Below are 21,923 nucleotides of genomic sequence, written 5' to 3'. Positions count from 1 at the left end.
GTGGGGGGTCACTGGTCGTCCGCGACGCGGACCGTCGCGGAGCTGATGAGGCGGCACTGGCAGGCCAGGCGGTAGTTCCCGCCCGTACGGCCGAGGTCCTCGAGGAAATCGGCCTCTTCGGCATCCATCTCGCCGAGTGACTCGAAGCCGTCGAGCACCTCGATCACGCAGGCCCCGCACGCGCCCGACTGGCAGCCGAACGGAATGACTCGCCGCGAGGTCTCGTATTCGAGCTCGGTCAGGGGCGAGCCCACTGGAAGGAGGACTTCCAGGCCGTGCGGCATCAGGGTCAGTTTCTTGAGGTCCATGTGCTGCGTGACTCCCTGAGGGCAGGTCGGATTCCGGCCGTGCCGGGCCGGGGACGGATGTCCGGAGGTGTCGGGCCGCACGGTGCCGTGGCACCTCGTGCGGTGTGTGGTGCGGGGTCCGGGGTGTGGGCGCGGGCGTGGAGGCGCGCCGAGGCGTGCCGCGCCGCGCGGAGAATCGCGCCGCACAGGGGTGGGCTGTGCCGGACTTCGCCGGCGTGTGGGGTCGGCGCGGGGGTCAGGTGACGGCGGCGGCCTGGAGCTGCGGCTCGGGCGCGGGCACGGCGTCGGAGGAGTGCTCCGGTGCCAGGCGCTCGCCGGGCCGCAGGGCCACGGCCGCGTGGTTGACCGCGGTGGCGGCCTCTCCGAAGCCGACCGAGATCAGAGGCACCCGGCCGGGGTAGGTACAGCCGTCCCCGGCCGCGTAGACCATGGGCAGACTGGTCTGCATGGTCGCGTCGACCTTGATCTGCCGGTACTCCAGTTCGATGCCCCAGTCGGCGATCGGTCCGAGGTTGGCGGAGAAACCGAGCGCGGTGATCAGGGTGTGCGCGGGCAGCGTCAGCAGCTCGTCACCGGCCCGGATCTCGACCCCCGCGAGCCAGGTCTCCCCCAGGCAGCGGGTGATCTGAGCGTCCGTGAGGACGCGTACCGGCGCGGCATGCAGCTGCCGCACGCTGTGCTCGTGGGCGCGGAACGTGCCGCGGCGGTGCACGAGGGTGACGGAGCGGGCGAGGGGAGCCAGCGCGAGCGCCCAGTCCACGGCGCTGTCACCGCCGCCGGCGATCACCACGTCACGGCCTCGGTGCTCCTCGAGGCGCGGCACGTGGTACATCACCCCGCGGCCCTCGAGGTGCACGGCGGCCTGCAGCTTGCGCGGGACGAACCTGCCCAGACCGGCTGTGACGAGCACCGCACCGGCGTGCACCTGGGTGCCGCGGTCGGTCCGCAGCGTCCATCGAGGTCCGGTCCGGGTGAGCGTGGTCGCGGTCTGGCCGAGGAGGTAGTGGGGTTCGAACGGGGCCGCCTGGCGGACGAGGTTGTCGACGAGGTCGCGTCCCTTGATCGCGGGGTGCGCGGCGACGTCGTAGAGCAGCTTCTCCGGGTACATCGCAGCCACTTGACCGCCGACGTGCGGCAGGGTGTCCAGGACGGCGGTGGTCAGGCCCCGGAAGCCGGCGTAGTAGGCGGCGTAGAGCCCGCTGGGTCCGGCGCCGACGATGGCGAGGTCGACGGTCGACTCGGCTCCTGAGTGCATGTCAATCTCCTTACGCATGCTCGGCGTTGGCGAGCGAGCGTGTCTCACGCACACTCAGCACGTCGTAGAGGAAGGAGTTGACCGGGGTCGCCACGCCGCTCTCGGCGCCCAGCCGCACCACCGCGCCGGTGAGCGCCTCGAGTTCCGAGGGCCGGCCGGCCAGCAGGTCGCGCTGGAACGAGGAGGTGCCGGCGGCGGGCTGCTGGTCGACGAAGTCCAGGGACCTGTGCACCACGTCGTGCGCCAGGTTCACCTTCCGGGCCCGGGCGACGCGCTCGATCTCGGCCATCGCCTCCGTCAGCAGCCGCCGGGTCCGCGGCAGGGTGCGCAGTTCGCCGATGGTGGCGTCCGCCGCCGCGCCGAGTCCGCCGAACGGCACGACGAAGAGGAACTTGGCCCACAGCTCGGCCCAGATGTCCTCGAGCAGCCCGCCCTGGATCCCGGCGCCCGCGAGGGCGTCGGACAGCCGGCGGGCGCGATCGGAGGGGTGACCGTCCCATTCGCCGAAGCCCAGGAGGCCGAGGCCGCCGAGGTGGCGGACGCGTCCGGGCGAGTCGAGCAGGGTGATCACCTTCGCGATCCCGGGCATGACCGCCGCGGTGCCGAGCGCCTCGGCCACCTGGTCCGGTGCCTCGACGCCGTTCTGCACGGTGACGACCGCCGTCTCCGGGCCCATCAGCGGCTGCACGGTCTTCAGGGCCGGCTCCAGCTGCCAGGTCTTCACACAGAGCAGCACATAGTCGACGACTCCGATCTCCGTGCTGTCGTGTGTCGCCCGCACCGGAACGACCGAGACGTCACCGTCCGGGCCCTCGATGGCGAGCCCGCCGCCGCGAAGCGCTTCGAGGTGGGCGCCGCGCGCCACGAAGTGCACGTCCTCACCTGCCGCGGCGAGGCGGCCTCCGAAGTAGCCGCCGATACCACCTGCTCCCACCACCGCGATTCTCACGGCACTTCCCCCCGTTCTTGTCCTGCGGTCCTGCTTGCCCTCAGAAGAATAGAGAACGATCGCTTTTTTTTCTAGAGCTTTCTCGACGAAAACCGGTCGACCACCCAGAAACGCAGGTCAGACACGGGTCGCGACCCCGCGCAGCACCACCGCCCACAGGCGTTTCATCTGTGCCGCCACCTCCACCGGCGCCTCGTCGACCCCGGTACGCACCGCCGCCTCCGCCCCGGCCACCAGATGCACCACCAGAGCGGCCATGACCTGCGGATCCACCTCCGGCCGCAGCTCCCGACGGCACTGCGCCTCGACCACCAGCCGCCGCACCACGGGCAGCCAGGTGTCCACCCAGCCGTCGCCGTCGGGACAGTCCCGGGCGAGCCGGGCCGCGGACCGGACGACGCCATCCGTCTCCAGCAGCTGGACCAGTCCGACGGTCAGGCGGACCAGCGAGGTCAGGGCGGGGGCGGGGGCGCTCACCAGCTGCCGCGTCCGGTCGTCGACGATCGCGCGGGCATCGGCCCGCACCGCGTCGGCGAGCTCACGCTTGGAGGTGAAGTGAAAGGTCAGCGCCCCCATGGACACGTGGGCGCGGCTGCAGATCCGGGCCAGCGTGGCTCTGTCGTAGCCGTTCTCGTCGATCTCGGCGGCGGCAGCCAGGACGAGGCGTCGACGGGTCCGGGCGGACCTCTCCTGAATGACCAAGGGTCACCTCCGGTTCACTGACGGGAAACAATACCGAAGCGATCGTTCGCTTTGTTTTCCTGGCCTTTCATTGTCCAGGACCTTGCCCCGTCCCGTAAGGCGGCCCGGGCGGCCGGGCTCCTCCGTGCGGCGGCGCGGGTTCCCGCGCCGGACGCGACGAGGGGCGGCCCCCCGGGGAGGCCGCCCCTCGTGTTCCGCCCCGATGTGGCATCGGGGCCCCTCGCGAACGTCAGACGGCGGTCCTCCCACCGTCCACGGGCATCGCCGTACCGGTGACGAATCCGGCCCGATCGCTGCACAGCCAGGCGGCGGCCTGGGCGATCTCCTCCGGCGCGGCCATGCTCCGGCGCAGCGTGTGCGCGACGAACCGCTCCTCCAGCTGGGGCGAGTCGGACAGCACCCGGTCCATCATCTCGGTCCGTGTGCTGCCCACGACCAGCGCGTTGGCCCGGATCCCGCGATCGCCGTACTCCCGCGCGGCGGCCCGGGTCAGACCGATCACCGCGTGTTTGGCGGCGACATACGCGGCGGACGCGCCCGAGGCGAGCACGCCGGCGACGCTGGAGGTGTTCACCACGGCCCCGCCGCCGGACGCCAGCATCGCCGGGATCTGGTACCGCAGGCAGTTCCAGACGCCCCGCACGTTCACGTCCATGGTCCGGACGTAGTCCTCCTCGGCCATCTCGTGCAGGGAAGGGCCGACGGTGGCATAACCGGCGTTGTTGAAGGCCGCGTCGAGCTTTCCGAAGGCGTCGACGGCCGTCTCGACGCACCGTTCGACGGCCGCGGACGAGGTCACGTCACCCTCCACCACGACCGCCCGTCCGCCCGCCGCACGGATCTCCTCCGCGAGGCTCGCCAGCCGGTCGCCGCGCCGCGCCATGAGCGCCACGGCCGCTCCCTCGGCGGCGAACAACCGAGCCGCCGCCGCTCCGATGCCGCTGGACGCCCCGGTGATCATGGCGACTCTGCCGCTCAGCACGTCAGCCCCGCCAGATGTCGCCGAGGGCCGCTTCGTGGTCCACCGTGCGCAGCAGGTCCTCGTCGATGGCGTCCAGGGAGCCGACCAGGTGCCGCACCCCGGTCTCGCGCATCAACTGCGGCTGGAAGCTGGCCTCGTAGTCGGTGGGATGGCCGATGAACGGGACGCCCAGCTCCTTGGCCACACGGCCCACGTTCGCCACGTCGTCGATGAAGACGGCCTCGTCGTACCGCAGCCCGAAGTACTCGGTGACGATCTCGTGGATGCCCGGACGGAACGCGTCGGTGCAGATGTACCCGGGCTCATCGAAGAGTTCGGCGTGCGCGCCGAGGAACTCGTCGAAGTGGTCCTTGGCCAGGCCGCCGTAGCAGACGGTCCGGAGCCCCAGGGCGCGCAGCCGCCGCAGGAGCTCGACGGCACCGTCGTTGAGCCGCACCGGGTGGTTCGCCAGGTACTGGGCGCGTTCCCGGAAGTACACCTCCAACGCCTCTTCCGGCGTGATCGGCCCGTCGATCGCCTCGGCGAGGAACTTGCTCGCGACCTGGCGCGACTGCGAGAAGATGCTGCGCTCCACCTCGGCGGTGTAGGCGCGCCCCCGGCTCACCAGGAACTGGTGGATGACGGGGCTGAACGTGTCGTTGAGCAGAACACCGTCGATGTTCACCGCGGCCAGGCGCAGCCGACTGAGCGTACGAACCATGAATTCCCCCTGCTGACGTCGCAGCCGAACACCATGAAAGAGCCGCATCGCCATGAGCATGGCGACGCGGACCCGGTGCACCTTACTTGGCGACGGCGGACGGATCACGGGGATTGGGCGATCTCGGGCCGGCTGTCAGGAGAACGTCATCCGACGGCCTCGTCCGAGGAGGTGGTCCGGACCATGGCCTCCATGGCCGGATCGACCCGTGCGGGATCCAGCTCGGTACGGGAGATCACCGCCGGTACGGCGACACCGGGCAGCAGCAGTCGCCACATCCGCACCACCCGGTCCGGCAGGTCGGCCCGGCCGCTCTTCGCCGCCGCGTACATCTGCATGCCGGTACAGGCCTCGACGACCAGCTCGGCGAATTCCCACGGCTCGACGCCCGCCTGCAGCTCACCCTTCTCCTGGGCGACCCGCAGGCAGTCCTCCATTATCTGACTCCACTCCTGGTAGGGGCTGGAGTCGCGCAGGCCGAAGGAGTCCTGCTCGCCGGTGAGCCGGACCCCTGCCCGCAGCAGCGGGTCCGCCTGCAGCCGGCGCGCCCAGAGCAGCGTGATGTCGACCAGCCGCTGCAGCCCCTGCGAGTGGAGCAGCGGGACGATCGTGTCCGGCTGGGCGTTCATCACCGCCTTGGCCAGGCCCTCCTTGGAGCCGAAGTGGAAGTAGAGGGCGCCCGCCGTGACCCCGGCCCGCCGGAGGATACGACTGATGCTGGCACCGGCGAAGCCGTACTGGTCGAACACCTCCGCGGCGGCGCGGATGATCGCCTCGCGCGTCTGGATCGCCCGCTCCTGTTTGGGTTGCCGCATAGCGCACCCTCCTTCACATTATGGAAACGTTCCTTATGTTATCGCGCAGCGGAACCTGCGCGTCCACCTGTCACCTCATCCCCCTTGGCCATTTCCTCACCCTTCCTTTGCCCGCACTTTACCGAAAACAAAACGAGCACTCTTTATGTTGTGGACGCATCAACGCAGTACCTCCATGTCCCTGCACACGAGGATCTGACGTTCATCACAGGGGGATCCGCATGTTCGCCACAGCCCAGGTGCCACGCGAGTACGTACACAAGAGAGTCCAGTCCGAGGTGCTCCTCACCGGATGCCGCACCGTCGGAACCGACAGCTTCCACATCACCGCGCGCTGGCCGGCCGACCACGACTTCTACCGTCCCGTACACGGCCTGTTCGACCCGATGCTCGCTGCCGAATCGATACGTCAGGCGGTGCCGCTGCTCAGCCACACCGCCTACGACGTCCCGTTCGGACACAAGCAGTCCTGGCACTTCTACCGGCAGACGCTGCAGCCCGGGGCCCTGGCCGGCGGCGGGACGGCGGCCGAGATCGACCTGTTCGTCTCCTGCGCCGACGTCACCCGCCGAGCCGGTCGACTGGCCTCGCTCACCATGCACGTCGAGATGGTCCGCGACGGCCTCCCGCTCGGCACGGCCGAACTGGGCTTCCGCGATCACGCGCCGGCCATCTACCGGCGGCTGCGCGGCCGGTACGCGGACATCGACGAAGCCGTCGCGGGGGCCATCCCGCTCGCACCCCCGGTCGCCCCCGAAAGGGTCGCCCGCGAGCAACTCACCGACGTCGTGCTGTCGGCGACGGACTCGCCCAGCCGCAGTCAGCTACGGGTCGACCTCTCGCATCCCGTGCTCTTCGACCACCCGGTCGACCACGTGCCGGGCATGCTCCTGCTCGAGGCCGCACGCCAGTCGGCCCACAAGGCGGCGCACCCGGTCCCGACCGTGGCCGTCGGCCTGGAGGCCGTCTTCAACCGCTATGTGGAGCTGGACGCCCCGTGCTGGATCCAGGCCGACCGCGAGCCGGCGGACACCGACCGGCAGCGGGTGCGCGTGGAGGCGGTGCAGAACGGAGAAAGCCGCTTCACCGCCACCGTCGCACTGGCTCCGGTCTCCTCGCGCTCATGAGACCTGTGAGGTCGTGAGACAGGTGAGGTCATAAGAGGGCTCCGTGGTCGCCATGTCGATCACGGAGCCCGGATCACACCTGCACGATCGGCTCCCGCGTGAACAGCGCCCCCAGTGCCGGCGCGTTCACCCGGCGGTCCGCCAGGCGCAGGGCCTCCCAGACCGTGACCTGGTTCGCCGTGAGGACCGGCTTGCCGAGTTCGGCCTCCAGGGCCGGGATGTGGGCCGCCGTGTGCAGTGCCGTGTCCGGCAGGAGCACGGCCTCCGCGTCCCCGGTGTTCGCCTCCTTGGCCAGCGCGAACACCTCGGCCTCGCCCCAGGTCCCGACCTCCGCGGCGGTGATGATCCCGGAGTCGCGCACCGCGGCCACCTCGACGCCCCCGGCCGTCAGGAACTGGGCGAAGAGCCCCGCCACGTCGTCCGGATACGTCGCCCCGACCGCCACCCGCCGCACCCCGAGCTCCCGCGCCGCGTGCACGAAGGCGAAGGACGTCGACGACGCCGGCATCCCGGCCGCGCGGGCGAGGGAACGCACCTGCTCGTGGGCGCCCTCCCAGCCGTAGACGAAGCTGCCGGACGTGCACGCCCACACCACCGCCTCGGCGCCCGTCAGCCGCAGTGCCTCCACGCCCTCGGCGAGGCGCTCGGCCGCGCCCATCCGACGCAGCGCGTCCACCCGGTGTGCGTCCTCGCCGATGTCGGTGTGCACCAGGTCGAGCCGGATGTCGCTGGCGAGCAGCTGCTCGATGCGTGGATAGTCGTCCTCGGCGGAGTGGCCCGGGTACAGAAATCCGAGTGCGGTCATGTCAGCCTTTCTACTGCTGTTCCTGTTCGGGAACATCCGGCACGTCCGGAAGCACGGGCCCGCTCCGGGCCGCCGGGTCGATCCGCGCCGCCGGATCGATCAGCGCCTGATAGGGCCCCACGGCGCGAGTACCCAGCCTGCGCAGCGCAGCCCACATCGTCACCTGGTTGGCCGAGAGGACCGGGATGCGCAGCTCCGCCTCCAGTTGGGGGATGACGTCGTAGGTGGGGAGGTTGGTGCAGCTGATGAACAGGGCGTCTGCATGGCGGCGTACGGCCCTGCGCGCCATGTCCGCCACATCGCGGTACGGCACCTTCCAGATATGCCGCGTCAGCCCCATGAACGCGCACCCCGTCACCACGGCCCCCGCCTCCGCCACGTACTCCTCGAGGGCCCGCGTCACCGACACGGTGTACGGCGTCACGAGGGCCACCCGCCGTATGCCGAGCTCGGCCAGCGCCTCCAGGAGCGCCCCGGACGTGGTGACCGCGGGTATCGCGCCCGCCCGTGTCATCGCCTCGCACATCGCCCGTTCGCCCGCGATGCCGCCGACGAAGCTGCCGGAGGTGCAGGCGTAGGCGACGACCTCGGGCGCTACCGCCGTCAAGGTGCGGACGCCGTCGCCGAGCGTCTCGTGTTCACTGACCAGGCGGGCGAGGTCCAGGCTGACCTCGACCGGGACGAACGGCGTCCGGGTCAGATGCAGCGAGACCTCGTCCGGCACCCAGCGCCACAGTTCCCGGTCCAGCGCGAAGTCGAAGGGGGCGATGACTCCGACGCCGCGCTGGGGGCGGGGGCCGCCGAGGAAGGAGATGTCCATGGCGCTCATGGCTGGCACCGTCCTCACTACGAGAAACAGGTGAGCAACGGACCGTACGTACGCCCGTGTTGACGAAGGTAGGTTCGGGTGCGAGCGTGGTCAAACCTCGCATGTCAGACGGCCATCACTTCCAGTAGAACCCCGAGAAACGGCCCCGCGCACCCCCGAAAAGACGACCCCCGCACCCCCGGAGAGACGACCCGCATGACCGCTGCCACCCCCGGTCCGCCGCCCGCCTCCGACGCCCCGCCCACGCTCCTGGTCCTCGACGCCGACCCCCTCCCCCGCCTCGGCCGCCTCACCGGCCGCGCCCGTGTCGAGCACGCGGACGAGTCGACCCTCGCCGAGCGCCTGCCACGCGCCGACGTCCTGCTGGTCTGGGACTTCACCTCGCACGCCGTACGCCACGCCTGGCCCGGCGTCGGCCCCCGGCCGCGCTGGGTGCACACCGCGAGCGCGGGTGTGGACCATCTGATGTGCCCGGAGCTCACCGCGTCGGACACGGTGGTGACGAACGCGCGCGGGGTCTTCGACCAGCCGATCGCCGAGTACGTCGCCGCGCTGGTGCTGGCGATGGCGAAGGACCTGCCGAGGACGCTGGAGTTGCAGCGCTCCCGGGAGTGGCGGCACCGCGAGGGGCAGCGGGTCGCGGGCACGCGCGCGTGCGTGGTCGGATCCGGCCCCATCGGGCGTACGATCGCCCGCACGCTCAAGGCCCTCGGCATCACCACCGCGCTGGTCGGCCGGACCCCGCGCACCGGTATCCACGGCCCCGACGACCTCGACCGGCTGATCGCCCGCGCCGACTGGGTGATCGCGGCCGCGCCGCTCACCGAGCAGACGTACGGCATGTTCGACGCCCGCCGCTTCGGCGTGATGCAGCCGTCGGCCCGGTTCATCAACGTCGGGCGCGGGCAGCTCGTCGTCGAGGACGCGCTGGCCGAGGCCCTCGCCAAGCGCTGGATCGCGGGGGCGGCGCTGGATGTCTTCGAGCACGAACCCCTCACCGCCGACAACCCGTTGTGGCGGGCGCCGGGTCTGATCGTCTCGCCGCACATGAGCGGGGACACGGTCGGCTGGCGGGATGAACTGGGCCGTCAGTTCGTGGAGTTGTACGAGCGATGGGAGGCGGGCAGGCCGCTGCTGAACGTGGTCGACAAGCAGCGCGGGTACGTACCGGGACGCTGAACTCCCTGCGGATTCTCACGGATTCACACGGATTCTCATGGTTTATCGCGAATTCGAGCCTGGAGGACGCATGACGGATCTCACCGAACTGACGGCCGTACAACTCCTCGACGGCTACCGCAAAGGAGAGTTCAGCCCCGTCGACGCCACCCGCGCGACCCTGGAGCGGGCCGAGCGGATCCAGCCGGAGGTCAACGCCTTCGTCCGCCTCACCGCCGACGAGGCCCTCGCGCGGGCCGGCGAGTCCGCCGGGCGCTGGCGGCGCGGCGAACCGTCGGGCCTGCTCGACGGCGTTCCGGTCACGGTGAAGGACATCCTGCTGATGCGCGGAGCCCCGACACTCAAGGGCTCGAAAACCATCTCCGAGAAGGGCAGTTGGGACGAGGACGCCCCCTCGGTGGCCCGGCTGCGCGCGCACGGCGCCGTCTTCCTCGGCAAGACGACCACCCCCGAGTTCGGCTGGAAGGGCGTCACCGACTCGCCCCTGTCCGGCGTCACCCGCAACCCGTACGACCCGACCCGCACCGCGGGCGGCTCCAGCGGCGGCGCGGCGGCGGCCGTGGCGCTCGGCGCGGGGCCGCTGGCCCTCGGCACGGACGGCGGCGGCAGTGTCCGTATCCCGGCGGCGTTCTGCGGCATCTTCGGCCTGAAACCGACGTACGGCCGTGTCCCGCTGTACCCCGCGAGCGCCTTCGGCACCCTGGCGCACGTCGGCCCGATGACCCGCGACGCGGCCGACGCGGCCCTGCTCCTCGACGTCATCGGCAGCCCCGACTCCCGCGACTGGTCGGCGCTCCCGCCGGCACCCGGTTCCTACGCGTCGGGCCTGACCGGCGGCGTGCACGGCCTGCGCGTCGCCTACTCCCCCTCCCTCGGCGGCCAGGTGGCGGTGCGTCCGGCGGTCGCGGCGGCGGTACGGCGGGCGGTGGAGCGGCTGGCGGGTCTTGGCGCGTACGTCGAGGAGACCGACCCCGACTTCACCGAGCCGGTGGACGCCTTCCATGCCCTGTGGTTCACGGGGGCGGCCCGGGTGATCCAGCATCTCGGGCCGCACCAGCGGGAGTCGCTCGACCCGGGCCTGCGGGAGATCTGCGACGCCGGCGCCCGTCTCACCGCGCTCGACTATCTGGCCGCGGTGGACGTCCGCATGGAACTCGGCCGCCGTATGGGCCGTTTCCACGACACGTACGACCTCCTCGTCACCCCGACCCTCCCCCTCACGGCCTTCGAGGCGGGCACGGAGGTCCCCAAGGGCTCGGGCCACCGCCGCTGGACCGGCTGGACGCCGTTCACCTACCCCTTCAACCTGACCCAGCAGCCGGCGGCCACCGTCCCTGTCGGCACGGACGGGGACGGTCTGCCGATCGGCCTCCAACTCGTGGCCGCCCGGCACCGGGACGATCTGGTGCTGCGGGCGGCGCACGCGCTCTACGAGGCCGGAATCGCCGGGCTCACACCCTCCGGAAGCTGAGCGACTCCCCCAGCGCCCCCGACCGCCACAGGTCGTTGCAGCCCTGGGCCATCTCCTCCAGCCCCGCCACGACCTGGCCCCAGACGATGCCGGGCACCCAGCCCACGTCGCCGTTCAGGAGCAGGTTGTTGCGCTCGTAGAACAGGGCCAGGTCGACCACCGTCGTGCCGGGGCGGACCTCACGGTCGTAGCCGTAGGACTTGGTGCCCAGCTCCGTGCCCGCGAAGGCGAAATAGCAGAGATCTCCGGGGATGGGGGTGACGGTCGGGTTTTCCAGGGGCGGCTCCGTTTCCGCGAAGGGCGGGAAGAGGGCGTAGATCTCGTTGCGGGCGTATTTGGCGTGGTAGACGTCGCTGGTCAGGGGCAGGGCGTCCCAGACGGCCGCGCAGGTGAGCGGGGCGCGGTCGTCCAGGAGTTTGGCCGTGCAGTGGATTCCCCGCTTGACCAGTGACACCTCGATGAACCGTTCAGTCATGCATTCCAGGGTGCATACATCGCATGGTCTCGGGTAGCCGCGCCGCCATGGCTCCACCACTGGAACATGTCGAAACACATGTCGGACACAGATCGGGCACCCCTACACGCCGGTCGCTGCTCGCGGGGGTGGCGGCGCTCGGCGCGCTGGGCGCGGCAGGCTGCTCACGCGTGGCCACGGCCTCCACGAAGGAGGGTGGCGAGCTGCTCGACCGGCTGCGCGCCGCCGGCGTGGTGCGGCTCGGGATCGCGGGTGAGATTCCCTTCGGGTACATCGACAAGAACGGTGAACTCACCGGTGAGGCGCCGGAGCTGGCGAAGGTCATCTTCAAACGGCTCGGCGTGGACCGGGTGCAGCCGGTGCCCACCGAGTTCGGGTCGCTGATACCCGGGCTGAACTCGCAGCAGTTCGACGTCGTCGCCGCCGGGATGTACGTCAATCCCGAGCGCTGTGAGCAGGTCATCTTCTCCGACCCCGACTATCAGATGCTCGATGCCTTCATCGTGCGCAAGGGCAATCCGAAGGGCCTGCACGACTACAAGGACGTCGTCGAGAAGAAGGCCAAGTTCGCCACCGGGACCGGCTATGCCGAGATCCAGTACGCCGTCGAGGCGGGGTACACGGAGAGCGACATCCTCATCGTCCCGGATCAGGTCGCGGGGCTGAACGCCGTCGAGGCGGGGCGCGTGGACGTCTTCGCCGGTACGGCGCTGACCGCCCGCGAGGTCGTCAAGAAGTCGGCCAAGGCGGAGGCCACCAAGGCCTTCGCGCCCCTCGTCGACGGCAAACCGCATGTCGACGGCGGCGCTTTCGCCTTCCGGCCGACCGAGACCACATTGCGGGACGCCTTCAACGTCGAGCTGCACAAGCTCAAGAAGAGCGGCGAGTTGTTCCGCATCCTTCGGCCCTTCGGCTTCACCAAGGCCGAGATGACCGACCTCACCGCGAAGGAGCTGTGCGCAGGGGGGACGGGCGGATGACCTCGGGACTCTGGGAACTCGTACTTCAAGGCATCTGGGTCACCGTCCAGCTGCTGGTACTGAGCGCACTGGTGGCCGCGGCGGTCGCCTTCGGGGTCGGCATGGCCCGCACGCACCGGCTGTGGATCGTCCGCTTCCTCGCGGGCTTCTACACCGAGGTGTTCCGCGGGACCTCCGCCCTGATCATGATCTTCTGGGTGTTCTTCGTGCTGCCGGTCGCGTTCGGCTGGCAGCTGGTCCCGCTGTGGGCCGGCACCCTCGCGCTCGGACTGACCTACGGGGCGTACGGCGCCGAGATCGTGCGCGGCGCGCTGAACTCGGTCGACCCGGCGCAGAAGGAGGGCGGGATCGCGCTCAGCTTCACGCCCTGGCAGCGGATGCGGCTGGTCCTGCTGCCGCAGGCGGTGCCGGAGATGATCCCGCCGTTCTCCAACCTGCTGATCGAGCTGCTCAAGGGCACCGCGCTGGTGTCCGTCATGGGCATGGGCGACCTGGCCTTCAGCGCCAACCTGGTGCGGCTCGCGCTGCAGGAGAGCACGGAGATCTACACGTACGTCCTGCTGATCTACTTCGTCATCGCCTTCCTGCTCACGCGGGGGATGCGCGGACTGGAACGCAAACTCAAGGCAGGGCTGGGCAAGCCGGTCGGGCGGACGCCCGAGCAGGAGCTGCGCCGTCCGGAGACGACCGGTGTGGGCGCGGGAGGTGCTCTCGGATGACCTGGGACTGGGGCGCTGTCGCCGACTTCATGCCGCGCTTTTGGGACGGACTGCTGCTCACGCTGCAGATCCTGGCCCTCGGCTCGCTGATCTCCTTCGCGCTGGGCCTGGTGTGGGCGCTGCTGATGCGCACGCCGACCCGCTGGGTGCGCTGGCCGGTCGGGGTGGTCACGGAGTTCATCCGCAACACCCCGCTGCTGGTGCAGCTTTTCTTCTTCTTCTACGTGCTGCCCGAGTGGGGCCTGACGTGGTCGGCGCTGACCACGGGCATCTGCGCGATCGGGCTGCACTACTCGACGTACACGATGCAGGTCTACCGGGCCGGCATCGACGCGGTCCCCGCCGGCCAGTGGGAGGCGGCGACCGCGCTGAACCTGCCGGTGCGGCGCACCTGGACCGTGGTGATCCTGCCGCAGGCGATCCGCCGGGTCGTCCCGGCGCTCGGCAACTACGTCATCGCGATGCTCAAGGACACCCCGATCCTGATGACGATCACGGTCATGGAGATGCTCGGCGAGGCGCGGCTGTTCGCACAGGAGAACTTCCAGTTCACCGAGCCCCTGACGGTCATCGGGGTGGCCTTCGTCTTCATCGCCTACCCGGCCTCCCTTCTCGTACGAGCCCTGGAGCGACGCCTTGTCCGCTGACACGCCTTTGATGAAAGAACCCGACGCGAGCGCCAACCCGCCGGTGGACGGCAGCGAACTGATCCGCTTCGAGAACGTCACCAAGCGCTTCGGGTCCAACACGGTCCTCGACCGGCTCGACTTCTCCGTCGAGTCCGGCAAGCACGTCACCCTGATCGGCCCGTCCGGCTCCGGCAAGACGACGATCCTGCGCATGCTGATGACCCTGCTCAAGCCGGACGAGGGCACGATCACCGTCGCCGGGGACCAGCTCTTCCCGGCGCCGGAGAAGCGGATCCGCGAGGTCCGCAAGAAGATCGGCATGGTCTTCCAGCAGTTCAACCTGTTCCCGAACATGTCGGTGCTGCGCAACATCACCGAGGCCCCGGTCACCGTCCTCGGCATGTCCAAGGACGAGGCGGAGGCACGCGCCCGTGAGCTGCTGGACCTGGTGGGCCTCGCCGACAAGTGCGACGCCCGCCCGACCCAGCTGTCCGGCGGCCAGCAGCAGCGGGTGGCGATCGCGCGGGCGCTGGCGATGCGGCCGCAGGTGCTGCTGCTGGACGAGGTGACCTCGGCGCTGGACCCGGAGCTGGTCGCGGGCGTCCTGGACGTGCTGCGGGACATCGCCCGCACCACCGACATCACGATGCTCTGTGTGACCCACGAGATGAATTTCGCCCGGGACATCTCGGACCAGGTCCTGATGTTCGACTCCGGCCGGGTCATCGAGTCCGGCTCACCGGAGAAGATCTTCAACGACCCCGAGAACGACCGCACACGGGAGTTTCTCAGCGCTGTGCTGTGACTTGGGAAGGCGGCTCATGACTGCGGCATATGCCAATGGGCTGGTACCGCAGTTGAGGGCGTCGCAATCTCGACAACAACCGCTCACTACAGGCCTCTTGCCCGTTATCGTGAAGGGGATTGGCTGACTCGAACCTGCCCCATTGAGAAGCGACGTGCGACCGCAGGGGGAACCGTGGCGCTGCAGCACGAGCCGACGACGCCGTACCACTCGGCCCAGGACGCCCTACGCGTCCTGGAGACCGTGGCGCGGCACACCACCGGAGTCACCGACACCGAGCTCGCCCGGCGCACCCGCATCGGCATGGAGCGCCTGACCAGCCTCCTGCGGATGCTGCGCCGCGAGGGCTACGTCGAGCAGGTCGCCGACGGGGCGTACGTCACCGGCGACGCCCTGAACCGCCTCGGTTCCGCGCAGGGCCGCGACCAGGCCCTGCGCGAGAACCTCCAGCGCACCCTGGACCGGCTGCGCGACTCGGTCGGTGCCGCCGTCTACATCAGCCGGTACATCGACGGGGAGGTCAAGATCGACCAGTACGCCGCCGGCCCGGGCACCCCCGTGGTCAACGAGTGGGTCGACTTCCGCTTCTCCGCCCACGCCACCGCGATCGGCAAGAGCCTGCTCGGGCAGCTCGACCACAAAGGCCGGCGCGACCATCTCTCCCGCCACAAGATGGCCCGGCTCACCTCGCGCACGATCACCAACGACAAGGTCCTGCTCTCCCGACTGGAGTCCCAGCCGCCGACGGTCCCGCACCTCGACCTCCAGGAGTACGCGGTGGGCACGGTGTGCGCGGCGGTCCCGATCACGGCCGGATCGTCGGTCGGCTGCCTGGCCCTGTCGCTCCCGGTAGAGCACGCCCACCGGCTGCGCCAGGCGGCGGACGCCCTGAACCGGAACGCGGCACCGGTGCTGCTGTCGCTGGCGATCTAGGGCCCTAGGGGTGCTGTCGGCGCTTCCCGGGCCTGGTCCGGGGTGGTCGGAAGCACCCTCGTGGACCAGGTAGTATTTTCTTCGTCGCCAGCCGCGAACCCCCTGGGAACGCGGTCGGCGGGAGTCATGCGCCGCTAGCTCAGTTGGTTAGAGCAGCTGACTCTTAATCAGCGGGTCCGGGGTTCGAGTCCCTGGCGGCGCACAGACAGTGAAGGCCTCTCGTGGGAGCGAGGGGCCTTCGCCTTTGAGACGGGCCCGGCAAGGCGGCTGGGGGTCCGGGGGTCATCCCCCGGGAAACGCAGCATCAGCGGGTCCGGGGTTCGAGTCCCTGGCGGCGCACAGACAGTGAAGGCCTCTCGTGGGAGCGAGGGGCCTTCGCGTTTGAGACGGGCCCGGCAAGGCGGCTGGGGGTCCGGGGTCATCCCCCGGGAAACGCAGCATCAGCGGGTCCGGGGTTCGAGTCCCTGGCGGCGCACAGACAGTGAAGGCCTCTCGTGGGAGCGAGAGGCCCTTCGACGTATGCCAGGACGTCCGCCTCGGTCAGCCTCCGGTACGCCCGCTCCCCGGCCGGCCGCCACCACACCGGATCGGCGCACCGCAGCCCCTCCCGCCTCAGCGCCGCCCGCTGGATCTTGTTCGTGGCGGTCACCGGCATCCGCTCCACCACCCGCACGAACCGGGGCGCCATCTTCGTCCCCAGATCGGGCTGGGCCTGCAGGAACCCGGCGAAGCCGTCCGGATCGAAGTCCCCCGCGACCGTCGCCATGACCTGGTCCCCGGTCACCGGATCCGGCACCGCGTACACGGCGACGGCCGCCGCTCCCTCGTACCGGTCGAGGATGTTCTCGATCATCGCGGCGGACAGGTTCTCCCCGTCGACCCGGAGCCGGTCGTCGCCGCGCCCCGCGAAGTACAGATAGCCGTCGGCGTCCCGGCAGAACAGATCCCCCGTCCAGTACCAGCCCTCCCGCCGCCGCGCCGCCTCCGCCTCCGGATTGCGCCAGTAGCCCTCGAAGGGGTTCGGCCCCCGGTTGACCAGCTCCCCGATGGCCTCGTCCCCGTTGACCAGCCGCCCGCCCGCGTCGAAGACGGCCGACGGACACTCCGCACCGGTCTCCGGATCGAGTACGACGAGCCCGGGCGCCGCCCGCCCCACGGCCCCCGCGGGCGTCCCCGGCGACCACTGCACGGCCGCCCCGCCCTCCGACGAGCCGTACCCCTCCACCAGCCGCACCCCGAACCGCCGCTCGAAGGCGGCGGCGTCCACGGCGCCCGCCTCGGTGCCGAAGCCGAGCCGCTGGGGGTCCCCCCGCTCGAGCGAAGCCGAGAGTGGGGGAGTGTGGGCCCGTCGTCGGGGCGCGGCTCGGTGGCGAGGAGGTACTGGATCGCCCGGCCCACGTAGGTGAAGTACGTCGCCCGATATCGCCGTACGTCGGCCAGGAACCCCGACGCCGAGAACCGCCGCCGCAGCGCCACGCCCGCGCCGGCCGCCAGGGCGGGTGCCCAGTCGGCGATCACCGCGTTGCCGTGGAACATCGGCATGCAGATGTAGTGCACGTCATCGGGGCGGACACCGAACTGCCCGGCCAGTGAACGCCCGGCCGCCGCCAGCCGCCCCTGGGTGCAGATCGCGGCCTTGGGGGCGCCGGTCGAGCCGGAGGTGAAGTAGAGCAGGAGCCGGTCGTGCGGGGTGGCACGGTCGGCATCGGGCCGGGCGTCGGCGTACGGCGCGAGCAGGGCGTCGTACTCCGCCGTGCCGGTCAGCAGCAGGCGCACGCCGGGCAGGTCGAGGCCGGTCAGGAGAGGCAGGTGGGCCCGCTCGGTGACCAGGATCCGGCACTCGGTGTGCAGGATGTCGCGGGCCAGTTCGGGGCCGCGGCGGGTCGGATTGGTACCGGCGACGGCGGCGCGGGCGAGGGCCGCCGCGCTCAGCCACAGGGGGTACTCGGGCGTGTTGTCGAGCAGCACCCCGACGTGCGAGCGGGGCGGCGCCAGGTCGGCCAGCAGTGCGGCCCGGGCCGCGGCACCCGCCGCCACCTGGTGATGGGTGAGCGTCTGCCCTCGAAACCACAGCCCGGGCCGGTGGTCGTCCCACCGGCCGGCGACGAGTTCCGCGACCGTACGCCTGTTGGACTCCATGGCGGCGCACGGTAGTTGATGGAGCGTCAGATGGGGAGGGTCACGGGGTGATCGTGACCCCGTCGACGACGACGGTGTCGGTGGTGTCGACCCCGTCCTCGCCGAAGCCGAAGCCGTCGAACACCTGGCTGTACGTGACCATGAAGCCGACGCAGAACACCGCGATCACCCCGAGGAACGCCAGGATGGCGATGGTGGACGCCGCCAGCCCGGCGCGGCCCGGGGACTTGGCCGTGGCGACGACCTCGTGCCCCTCGGCGTAGTGGACGGTGACGATGTCGCCCTCGATCGTCGTCGCCGGGCCACCCTCCTCCTCGAAGCGGACGAGGCGGCCGTCGCGCGCGGTGAACTCGTAGACGTGGTGCAGCGTGGTGCTCACGGACGTGTCGTTGCCGCCCCCATGGGTCGTCGTGAACATCCGCAGACAGCGCGCCTCAGCCGTCAGCCCGCTGTTCCAGGCCCGGCGGATCTGCAGCGAGCGGCGCACCACGCGGTACCCGCCGAAGAGGACGACGGCCAGGATGAGGCCGGGCACGGCGTAGAAGAAGAAATCCATGGCGCTTCCCCCGAGGTCAGGTACTGCTGGTCGTGGGGAACCTACCCTCGGGGGAAGCACACTTGTCTCAAGTAACGCTCAGAGATCCGGAGCCGGATCAGAGCGTTCAGGCCGCTCGGAACGCCCAGAACGCTCAGAACGTGACGTCCGAGCACGCGTAGAACGCGTTGCCGGTGTCGTGGACCGTCCACACCGCGAGGATGACGTGACGGCCGCTCAGCCCGGACGGCAGGGTGCCGCTGTGGGAGAGCGTGGACGGGGGTCGCTGGCCGCCGTACGGGACGGTCAGGAACGGGGTGAGGTTGAGGTCGGAGCGGGCCAGGTTGTGGTTCTGGTTCCAGCCCGGCTTGGTGACGTAGTACTTGAAGTCGGTCGTGGCATGCATGGCCGTGAACTGCCAGCGGAACGTGTAGCTCTGACCGCCGGTCACCTTGGTGGCGGGCCAGGCACCGCCGGACGGCGTCCTCGGGGCGCTGAGCTGGGCGAACTGACCCAGTCCCGCGTTGCATATCTGACCGTCGGACGGTCCTGAGCCCGGGAAGCCCTTCGGGCCCTCGACGCTCTGCGGCTCCCACTGGATCGAGCCGCAGTTGGTCACGGTGCCGTTCTGACAGAGCTTCTGCCGGCTGATGGGGAGGTCGGTGTAGCCGTGGCTGCTCGCGCCTCCGGCGGAGAGCACGAGGGCCCCGGCCGTGGTGAGTCCGAGTGCGGCGGCGTACAGCTTGGTCTTTCTGCGCATGCTGCGGCTCCTGGGAACGTGGGGGAAGTTCGGTGAGCTTGCAGGTTTAGACCAAGTGCCAGATTATTGCTGATCGTTGACAGTGTCCATATCAAAGACATGTCCATACCAATCAAGGGGCTTGTTCGACGGGTCGCCAGGGGCCCGTCATGGGGTCCGCCAGGGGCTCCGTCAGGGGGTCGCCTCTCCCCGTCCCGCGCAGAACGCCACCGTCAAGTCCTTGACCAGCGCCTTGCGTTCGTAGTCGTCGAGCTCGACCAGGCCCCGCACGGTCAGCCGGGTCACCGTGTCCTCCACCGAGTCGACGACCGAGGTGAGCACGGTCGCCCGGTGCTGCGCGTCCAGCGCGGCGATACGGCGGCGGTGCATGGCGGCGGCGACCTCGGGGGCGTACTCCACCCGCACCGGCCGTACCGAGAACACCTCGACCCCGACCGCCTCCGCGTCCCGCGTCACCAGCCGGGTCAACGCATCCCCGGCCATCTCGACGGACCCCCGCGAGGCACCCGGCATCTCCACCGGCACCCGGGCCAGCGCCGCCTCGACGCACTCACGCAGATATGTCTCGTGGTCGTCCACCCCGAGCGCCGCCCGCGCGGTGTCCCGCACCCGCCACACCACCAGTACGACCACCCGCAGCGCGACCCCGTTGCCGTCGGCCGCCGGCATCGGCTCGCTCCGCCAGTGCCGCAGCCGTACGTCGACCCGGCGGCGCAGCAGCAGCGGGTTGACCCACAGCAGACCAGTGCGCCGGACCGTCCCCCGGTAGCCGCCGAAGAGCCCGAGCACCCAGGCCCGCCCGGTCCGCCCCCGCGCCAGCCCGCCGAGGCCGACGAGCCCGAGGGCCCCGGCCCCCGTGTACGCCGCCCACTGCGCGGGCCCCAGCCCAGCCGCGGACGCCGGCAGCCGCAGCGCCTCCACCACCAGCGGCGGCAGCACCCCGGCCCACCACGAGGTGGCCAGGCATCCCCCCGCCCCGCAGGCCCCGGCGAACACCCCGGCCACCCCGGGCAGCACCCGCCCCGGCCGCTCCACCAGCTCGGGGTCGACCTCCGGCGCGGGGGGCGGCTTCGGCTGCACCGGGCGGCGCAGGCGCGGCTGCTCCCCCGTGCCCTGCCGACGCGCCACGACCGTCGGCCGGAGCGGCACGGACACCGGGTCGGGGCCGTCACGGAACAGCAGATGGACGGGGATCTCAGTGGTCCCCTCGTTCTGGATCAGCCGGGTGGGCCGGGCAGGCCCCTCGGCCGGCCCCGCGAGCCCCTCGGGCTCGGGTGTGGGTGAAGTGGTCGTGGTCATGCGTGCCTCCAGCCTCCGCGCCAGATGCGTCACAACGGTGAGCGTCGCGATGTCGGGTTACGAGAAGAGCCGCCGCCAGGTCTCCGGCCCCGGATAGCCGTCCGCCGCGCCGCCCCGCCAGCCCTGGGCACGCTGGAACGCCTCGACGCCGCGCCGGTCCGCCTCGCCCCAGCGCGGTCCCGGCCCGGTCTTGTAGTGCCTGCCGAACCCCTTCTTCACCAGCTGCTCTCCGAGCCGGGTGACGTACTTGTTGCTGACGCCCGGCCGGAACATCGCCCGACCCGGATAGCCCGGCACCCCGTGCGACGCGGGTGACGCCGTCGACGCGTGCGATGCCGTCGACGCGTGCGATGCCGGCGACGCGTGCGATGCCGGCGACGCGGGGGCACCGTGCCCGCCCGGCCACGTCGCCTGGATGTTCTTGCCCTTGCCCGTCACCAGCAGCGCCCAGGTCCGCGGCCCCGGGAACCCGTCCGCGTCCCGGCCCCGCCAGCCCTGCGCCAGCTGGAAGGCCTGCGTGGCCCTGCGGTCCGTGTCCGACCAACGCGGCCCCGGCCCCGCCGTGTAGTACCGGCCGGCGCCGCGCTCGACGAGCATGCGGCCCAGCTGGGTGACGTACTTGTTGTTGGCCCCGGGGCCGAAATACGCCCGTCCCGGGTAGGGCGCCCCGCGCTTGGGGCCCTCCGGTTCGGCGGTGTCCGGCTGCCCACCGCCCGGTCGCCCGCCCTCCGGCCGCCCGCCCTCCGGCCGCCCGGTGTCCGGTTTTCCACCGGTCGCGCCGCCCACGAGTCCCTTGTACCGGTAGGCCAGATAGCGGTCGGAGTGACTCCAGTAGGCGTACGGGGTGGCCTGCCGGCGGACCTGCGGGCGGGTCGCCTCGTAGGCGATGTAGTAGCTGTGCGTGTAGTCCGTCCAGCCGCCGAAAATAACGACGTGCGACCCTTTCTCGGGGTCCGCCGGATTGTGGAACAGCAGAATGTCACCGGGCTGAAGGTCCTCCTTCGAGATGCGTACGCCGTACTGGTCGAGGCTGCCGGTCCATTCGTTCCCGGGCAGCTTCCAGGCCATCGAGACGAAGCCGGAGCAGTCCTGCCGGTAGCCGTCCGACCAGTACTTGGACATGCTGTACGGCACCCGCGCGGCGACCCATTTCTTGGCCCGCCTGATGATCTCCGCGCGGCTCGTCGCGGGCGTCTCGACCACGCCGCCCGGCTTGGCCGGCTTGCCGCCCGGGCCGTGCAGCGGAGCCTTGCCGCCCTGGGGCGTCGCGGGCTCGTCACCTGCGGGAACGCCCGGACGGTCGGGGGCGTGGGGGGCGGCGAGGGCCGGGGCGGTGTGACCGACGGCGAGGGTGGCGGAGGCGGCTGCGGCGAGAATCAGCGCCCGGTGCGCCGCAGGGTGGCGGCCGGTCGTGGAATGCGGCAGAACACGTCGCCAGTGAACGCATCCGGGGCAGTCGCAGTCACTCGCCGGATCGAATTCCTCGAATACCGGAGTCCGAGCCTCCATGCGATTCCCCTCACACTC

Annotated in this window: 22 protein-coding genes, 1 tRNA gene and 1 pseudogene; 9 read left to right on the top strand and 15 right to left on the bottom strand. The window is 70.9% G+C overall.

The features are described from left to right. Positions 1 to 8 precede the first annotated feature (8 nt). The 7 genes from QQM39_RS28895 to QQM39_RS28865 form a co-directional block, all read right to left on the bottom strand. Positions 9 to 308, bottom strand: a complete 300-nt coding sequence (locus tag QQM39_RS28895; RefSeq protein ID WP_302000482.1) for a 2Fe-2S iron-sulfur cluster-binding protein — start codon at positions 306 to 308, stop codon at positions 9 to 11. Positions 309 to 543: 235 nt separating this feature from the next. Then, on the bottom strand, positions 544 to 1,563 hold the full coding sequence (locus QQM39_RS28890) for an NAD(P)/FAD-dependent oxidoreductase (protein WP_302000481.1): 1,020 nt from the start codon (positions 1,561 to 1,563) through the stop codon (positions 544 to 546). A gap of 10 nt (positions 1,564 to 1,573) precedes the next feature. Next, on the bottom strand, positions 1,574 to 2,497 hold the full coding sequence (locus tag QQM39_RS28885) for a 2-dehydropantoate 2-reductase (protein WP_302000480.1): 924 nt from the start codon (positions 2,495 to 2,497) through the stop codon (positions 1,574 to 1,576). A 132-nt stretch (positions 2,498 to 2,629) separates the two neighbouring features. Further along, positions 2,630 to 3,214 (bottom strand): ScbR family autoregulator-binding transcription factor, encoded by a 585-nt coding sequence (locus QQM39_RS28880; protein WP_302000479.1) that lies wholly within the window; start codon positions 3,212 to 3,214, stop codon positions 2,630 to 2,632. A gap of 229 nt (positions 3,215 to 3,443) precedes the next feature. Beyond that, positions 3,444 to 4,175, bottom strand: a complete 732-nt coding sequence (locus QQM39_RS28875; protein ID WP_302003760.1) for an SDR family NAD(P)-dependent oxidoreductase — start codon at positions 4,173 to 4,175, stop codon at positions 3,444 to 3,446. Positions 4,176 to 4,197: 22 nt separating this feature from the next. Further along, positions 4,198 to 4,896, bottom strand: coding sequence for an HAD family phosphatase (locus QQM39_RS28870; RefSeq protein WP_302000478.1), 699 nt, complete (start codon positions 4,894 to 4,896; stop codon positions 4,198 to 4,200). Positions 4,897 to 5,042: 146 nt separating this feature from the next. Then, positions 5,043 to 5,711, bottom strand: a complete 669-nt coding sequence (locus QQM39_RS28865; RefSeq protein WP_302000477.1) for a ScbR family autoregulator-binding transcription factor — start codon at positions 5,709 to 5,711, stop codon at positions 5,043 to 5,045. A 221-nt stretch (positions 5,712 to 5,932) separates the two neighbouring features. Here QQM39_RS28865 and QQM39_RS28860 point away from each other — a divergent pair, with 221 nt between their 5' ends. Then, positions 5,933 to 6,838 (top strand): ScbA/BarX family gamma-butyrolactone biosynthesis protein, encoded by a 906-nt coding sequence (locus QQM39_RS28860; protein WP_302000476.1) that lies wholly within the window; start codon positions 5,933 to 5,935, stop codon positions 6,836 to 6,838. A 73-nt stretch (positions 6,839 to 6,911) separates the two neighbouring features. Here the strand turns inward: QQM39_RS28860 and QQM39_RS28855 are convergent, their stop codons facing one another. Together QQM39_RS28855 and QQM39_RS28850 are read right to left on the bottom strand one after the other, a co-directional pair. Further along, on the bottom strand, positions 6,912 to 7,643 hold the full coding sequence (locus QQM39_RS28855; RefSeq protein WP_302000475.1) for a decarboxylase: 732 nt from the start codon (positions 7,641 to 7,643) through the stop codon (positions 6,912 to 6,914). A 10-nt stretch (positions 7,644 to 7,653) separates the two neighbouring features. Further along, complete coding sequence (locus QQM39_RS28850; RefSeq protein ID WP_302003758.1) at positions 7,654 to 8,463, bottom strand: aspartate/glutamate racemase family protein; 810 nt, start codon at positions 8,461 to 8,463, stop codon at positions 7,654 to 7,656. A gap of 204 nt (positions 8,464 to 8,667) precedes the next feature. Here QQM39_RS28850 and QQM39_RS28845 point away from each other — a divergent pair, with 204 nt between their 5' ends. Together QQM39_RS28845 and QQM39_RS28840 are read left to right on the top strand one after the other, a co-directional pair. Then, on the top strand, positions 8,668 to 9,651 hold the full coding sequence (locus QQM39_RS28845; protein ID WP_302000474.1) for a D-2-hydroxyacid dehydrogenase: 984 nt from the start codon (positions 8,668 to 8,670) through the stop codon (positions 9,649 to 9,651). 70 nt (positions 9,652 to 9,721) lie between these two features. Further along, a complete protein-coding gene (locus QQM39_RS28840; RefSeq protein ID WP_302000473.1) occupies positions 9,722 to 11,122 on the top strand; it encodes an amidase in 1,401 nt (466 codons plus the stop codon). Here the strand turns inward: QQM39_RS28840 and QQM39_RS28835 are convergent. Then, positions 11,103 to 11,597 carry a DUF3830 family protein gene (locus QQM39_RS28835; RefSeq protein ID WP_302000472.1) on the bottom strand — a complete coding sequence of 165 codons (495 nt, stop codon included), beginning with the start codon at positions 11,595 to 11,597 and terminating at the stop codon, positions 11,103 to 11,105. The two genes, QQM39_RS28840 and QQM39_RS28835, sit on opposite strands and share 20 nt — an antisense overlap. A gap of 47 nt (positions 11,598 to 11,644) precedes the next feature. On the opposite strand from QQM39_RS28835, the gene ehuB reads away from it, so the two are divergent. The 6 genes from ehuB (at position 11,645) to QQM39_RS28805 (ending at position 15,865) form a co-directional block, all read left to right on the top strand. Then, the gene (gene ehuB / locus QQM39_RS28830; protein WP_302000471.1) at positions 11,645 to 12,577 is read left to right on the top strand and encodes an ectoine/hydroxyectoine ABC transporter substrate-binding protein EhuB; all 933 of its coding nucleotides are present in this window, start codon (positions 11,645 to 11,647) and stop codon (positions 12,575 to 12,577) included. After that, on the top strand, positions 12,574 to 13,296 hold the full coding sequence (gene ehuC, locus QQM39_RS28825; RefSeq protein ID WP_302000470.1) for an ectoine/hydroxyectoine ABC transporter permease subunit EhuC: 723 nt from the start codon (positions 12,574 to 12,576) through the stop codon (positions 13,294 to 13,296). Before ehuB ends, ehuC begins: the two co-directional genes overlap by 4 nt. Then, positions 13,293 to 13,943 carry an ectoine/hydroxyectoine ABC transporter permease subunit EhuD gene (gene ehuD, locus QQM39_RS28820; protein WP_302000469.1) on the top strand — a complete coding sequence of 217 codons (651 nt, stop codon included), beginning with the start codon at positions 13,293 to 13,295 and terminating at the stop codon, positions 13,941 to 13,943. Before ehuC ends, ehuD begins: the two co-directional genes overlap by 4 nt. A gap of 10 nt (positions 13,944 to 13,953) precedes the next feature. Then, a complete protein-coding gene (ehuA, locus tag QQM39_RS28815; protein WP_302000468.1) occupies positions 13,954 to 14,730 on the top strand; it encodes an ectoine/hydroxyectoine ABC transporter ATP-binding protein EhuA in 777 nt (258 codons plus the stop codon). A gap of 174 nt (positions 14,731 to 14,904) precedes the next feature. Beyond that, positions 14,905 to 15,663, top strand: a complete 759-nt coding sequence (locus tag QQM39_RS28810) for an IclR family transcriptional regulator (RefSeq protein WP_302000467.1) — start codon at positions 14,905 to 14,907, stop codon at positions 15,661 to 15,663. Positions 15,664 to 15,791: 128 nt separating this feature from the next. After that, positions 15,792 to 15,865 (top strand) — tRNA-Lys (locus QQM39_RS28805). Positions 15,866 to 16,103: 238 nt separating this feature from the next. Here the strand turns inward: QQM39_RS28805 and QQM39_RS28800 are convergent. The 5 genes and pseudogenes from QQM39_RS28800 to QQM39_RS28780 all read right to left on the bottom strand — a co-directional run bounded on the left by QQM39_RS28800 (position 16,104) and on the right by QQM39_RS28780 (position 21,905). Then, a pseudogene (locus QQM39_RS28800) lies at positions 16,104 to 17,802 on the bottom strand (AMP-binding protein). 40 nt (positions 17,803 to 17,842) lie between these two features. Beyond that, positions 17,843 to 18,358: a hypothetical protein gene (locus QQM39_RS28795; protein ID WP_302000466.1), complete on the bottom strand. Its 516-nt coding sequence runs from the start codon at positions 18,356 to 18,358 to the stop codon at positions 17,843 to 17,845. Between the two features lie 133 nt (positions 18,359 to 18,491). Next, positions 18,492 to 19,097 carry a lytic polysaccharide monooxygenase gene (locus QQM39_RS28790; RefSeq protein WP_302000465.1) on the bottom strand — a complete coding sequence of 202 codons (606 nt, stop codon included), beginning with the start codon at positions 19,095 to 19,097 and terminating at the stop codon, positions 18,492 to 18,494. A 171-nt stretch (positions 19,098 to 19,268) separates the two neighbouring features. Further along, positions 19,269 to 20,396 (bottom strand): SPFH domain-containing protein, encoded by a 1,128-nt coding sequence (locus QQM39_RS28785; protein WP_302000464.1) that lies wholly within the window; start codon positions 20,394 to 20,396, stop codon positions 19,269 to 19,271. Positions 20,397 to 20,453: 57 nt separating this feature from the next. After that, positions 20,454 to 21,905: a peptidoglycan-binding protein gene (locus tag QQM39_RS28780; RefSeq protein ID WP_302000463.1), complete on the bottom strand. Its 1,452-nt coding sequence runs from the start codon at positions 21,903 to 21,905 to the stop codon at positions 20,454 to 20,456. Positions 21,906 to 21,923: the final 18 nt, after the last annotated feature.

This window comes from Streptomyces sp. DT2A-34, from assembly GCF_030499515.1.
GTDB lineage: Bacteria > Actinomycetota > Actinomycetes > Streptomycetales > Streptomycetaceae > Streptomyces.
The sequence above is the reverse complement of the archived record's forward strand: the minus strand, read 5'-3'. Positions and strand labels throughout refer to the sequence as shown.

Coding starts and splice junctions, on each gene's coding strand:
- QQM39_RS28790 (WP_302000465.1), bottom strand. CDS start 19,097: ATGCGCAGAAAGACCAAGCTGTACGCCGCCGCACTCGGACTCACCACG.
- QQM39_RS28840 (WP_302000473.1), top strand. CDS start 9,722: ATGACGGATCTCACCGAACTGACGGCCGTACAACTCCTCGACGGCTAC.
- QQM39_RS28890 (WP_302000481.1), bottom strand. CDS start 1,563: ATGCACTCAGGAGCCGAGTCGACCGTCGACCTCGCCATCGTCGGCGCC.
- QQM39_RS28855 (WP_302000475.1), bottom strand. CDS start 7,643: ATGACCGCACTCGGATTTCTGTACCCGGGCCACTCCGCCGAGGACGAC.
- QQM39_RS28865 (WP_302000477.1), bottom strand. CDS start 5,711: ATGCGGCAACCCAAACAGGAGCGGGCGATCCAGACGCGCGAGGCGATC.
- ehuB (WP_302000471.1), top strand. CDS start 11,645: ATGGCTCCACCACTGGAACATGTCGAAACACATGTCGGACACAGATCG.
- ehuD (WP_302000469.1), top strand. CDS start 13,293: ATGACCTGGGACTGGGGCGCTGTCGCCGACTTCATGCCGCGCTTTTGG.
- QQM39_RS28875 (WP_302003760.1), bottom strand. CDS start 4,175: ATGATCACCGGGGCGTCCAGCGGCATCGGAGCGGCGGCGGCTCGGTTG.
- QQM39_RS28780 (WP_302000463.1), bottom strand. CDS start 21,905: ATGGAGGCTCGGACTCCGGTATTCGAGGAATTCGATCCGGCGAGTGAC.
- ehuA (WP_302000468.1), top strand. CDS start 13,954: ATGAAAGAACCCGACGCGAGCGCCAACCCGCCGGTGGACGGCAGCGAA.
- QQM39_RS28870 (WP_302000478.1), bottom strand. CDS start 4,896: ATGGTTCGTACGCTCAGTCGGCTGCGCCTGGCCGCGGTGAACATCGAC.
- QQM39_RS28895 (WP_302000482.1), bottom strand. CDS start 308: ATGGACCTCAAGAAACTGACCCTGATGCCGCACGGCCTGGAAGTCCTC.
- QQM39_RS28850 (WP_302003758.1), bottom strand. CDS start 8,463: ATGGACATCTCCTTCCTCGGCGGCCCCCGCCCCCAGCGCGGCGTCGGA.
- QQM39_RS28860 (WP_302000476.1), top strand. CDS start 5,933: ATGTTCGCCACAGCCCAGGTGCCACGCGAGTACGTACACAAGAGAGTC.
- QQM39_RS28785 (WP_302000464.1), bottom strand. CDS start 20,396: ATGACCACGACCACTTCACCCACACCCGAGCCCGAGGGGCTCGCGGGG.
- QQM39_RS28845 (WP_302000474.1), top strand. CDS start 8,668: ATGACCGCTGCCACCCCCGGTCCGCCGCCCGCCTCCGACGCCCCGCCC.
- ehuC (WP_302000470.1), top strand. CDS start 12,574: ATGACCTCGGGACTCTGGGAACTCGTACTTCAAGGCATCTGGGTCACC.
- QQM39_RS28835 (WP_302000472.1), bottom strand. CDS start 11,597: ATGACTGAACGGTTCATCGAGGTGTCACTGGTCAAGCGGGGAATCCAC.
- QQM39_RS28795 (WP_302000466.1), bottom strand. CDS start 18,358: ATGGATTTCTTCTTCTACGCCGTGCCCGGCCTCATCCTGGCCGTCGTC.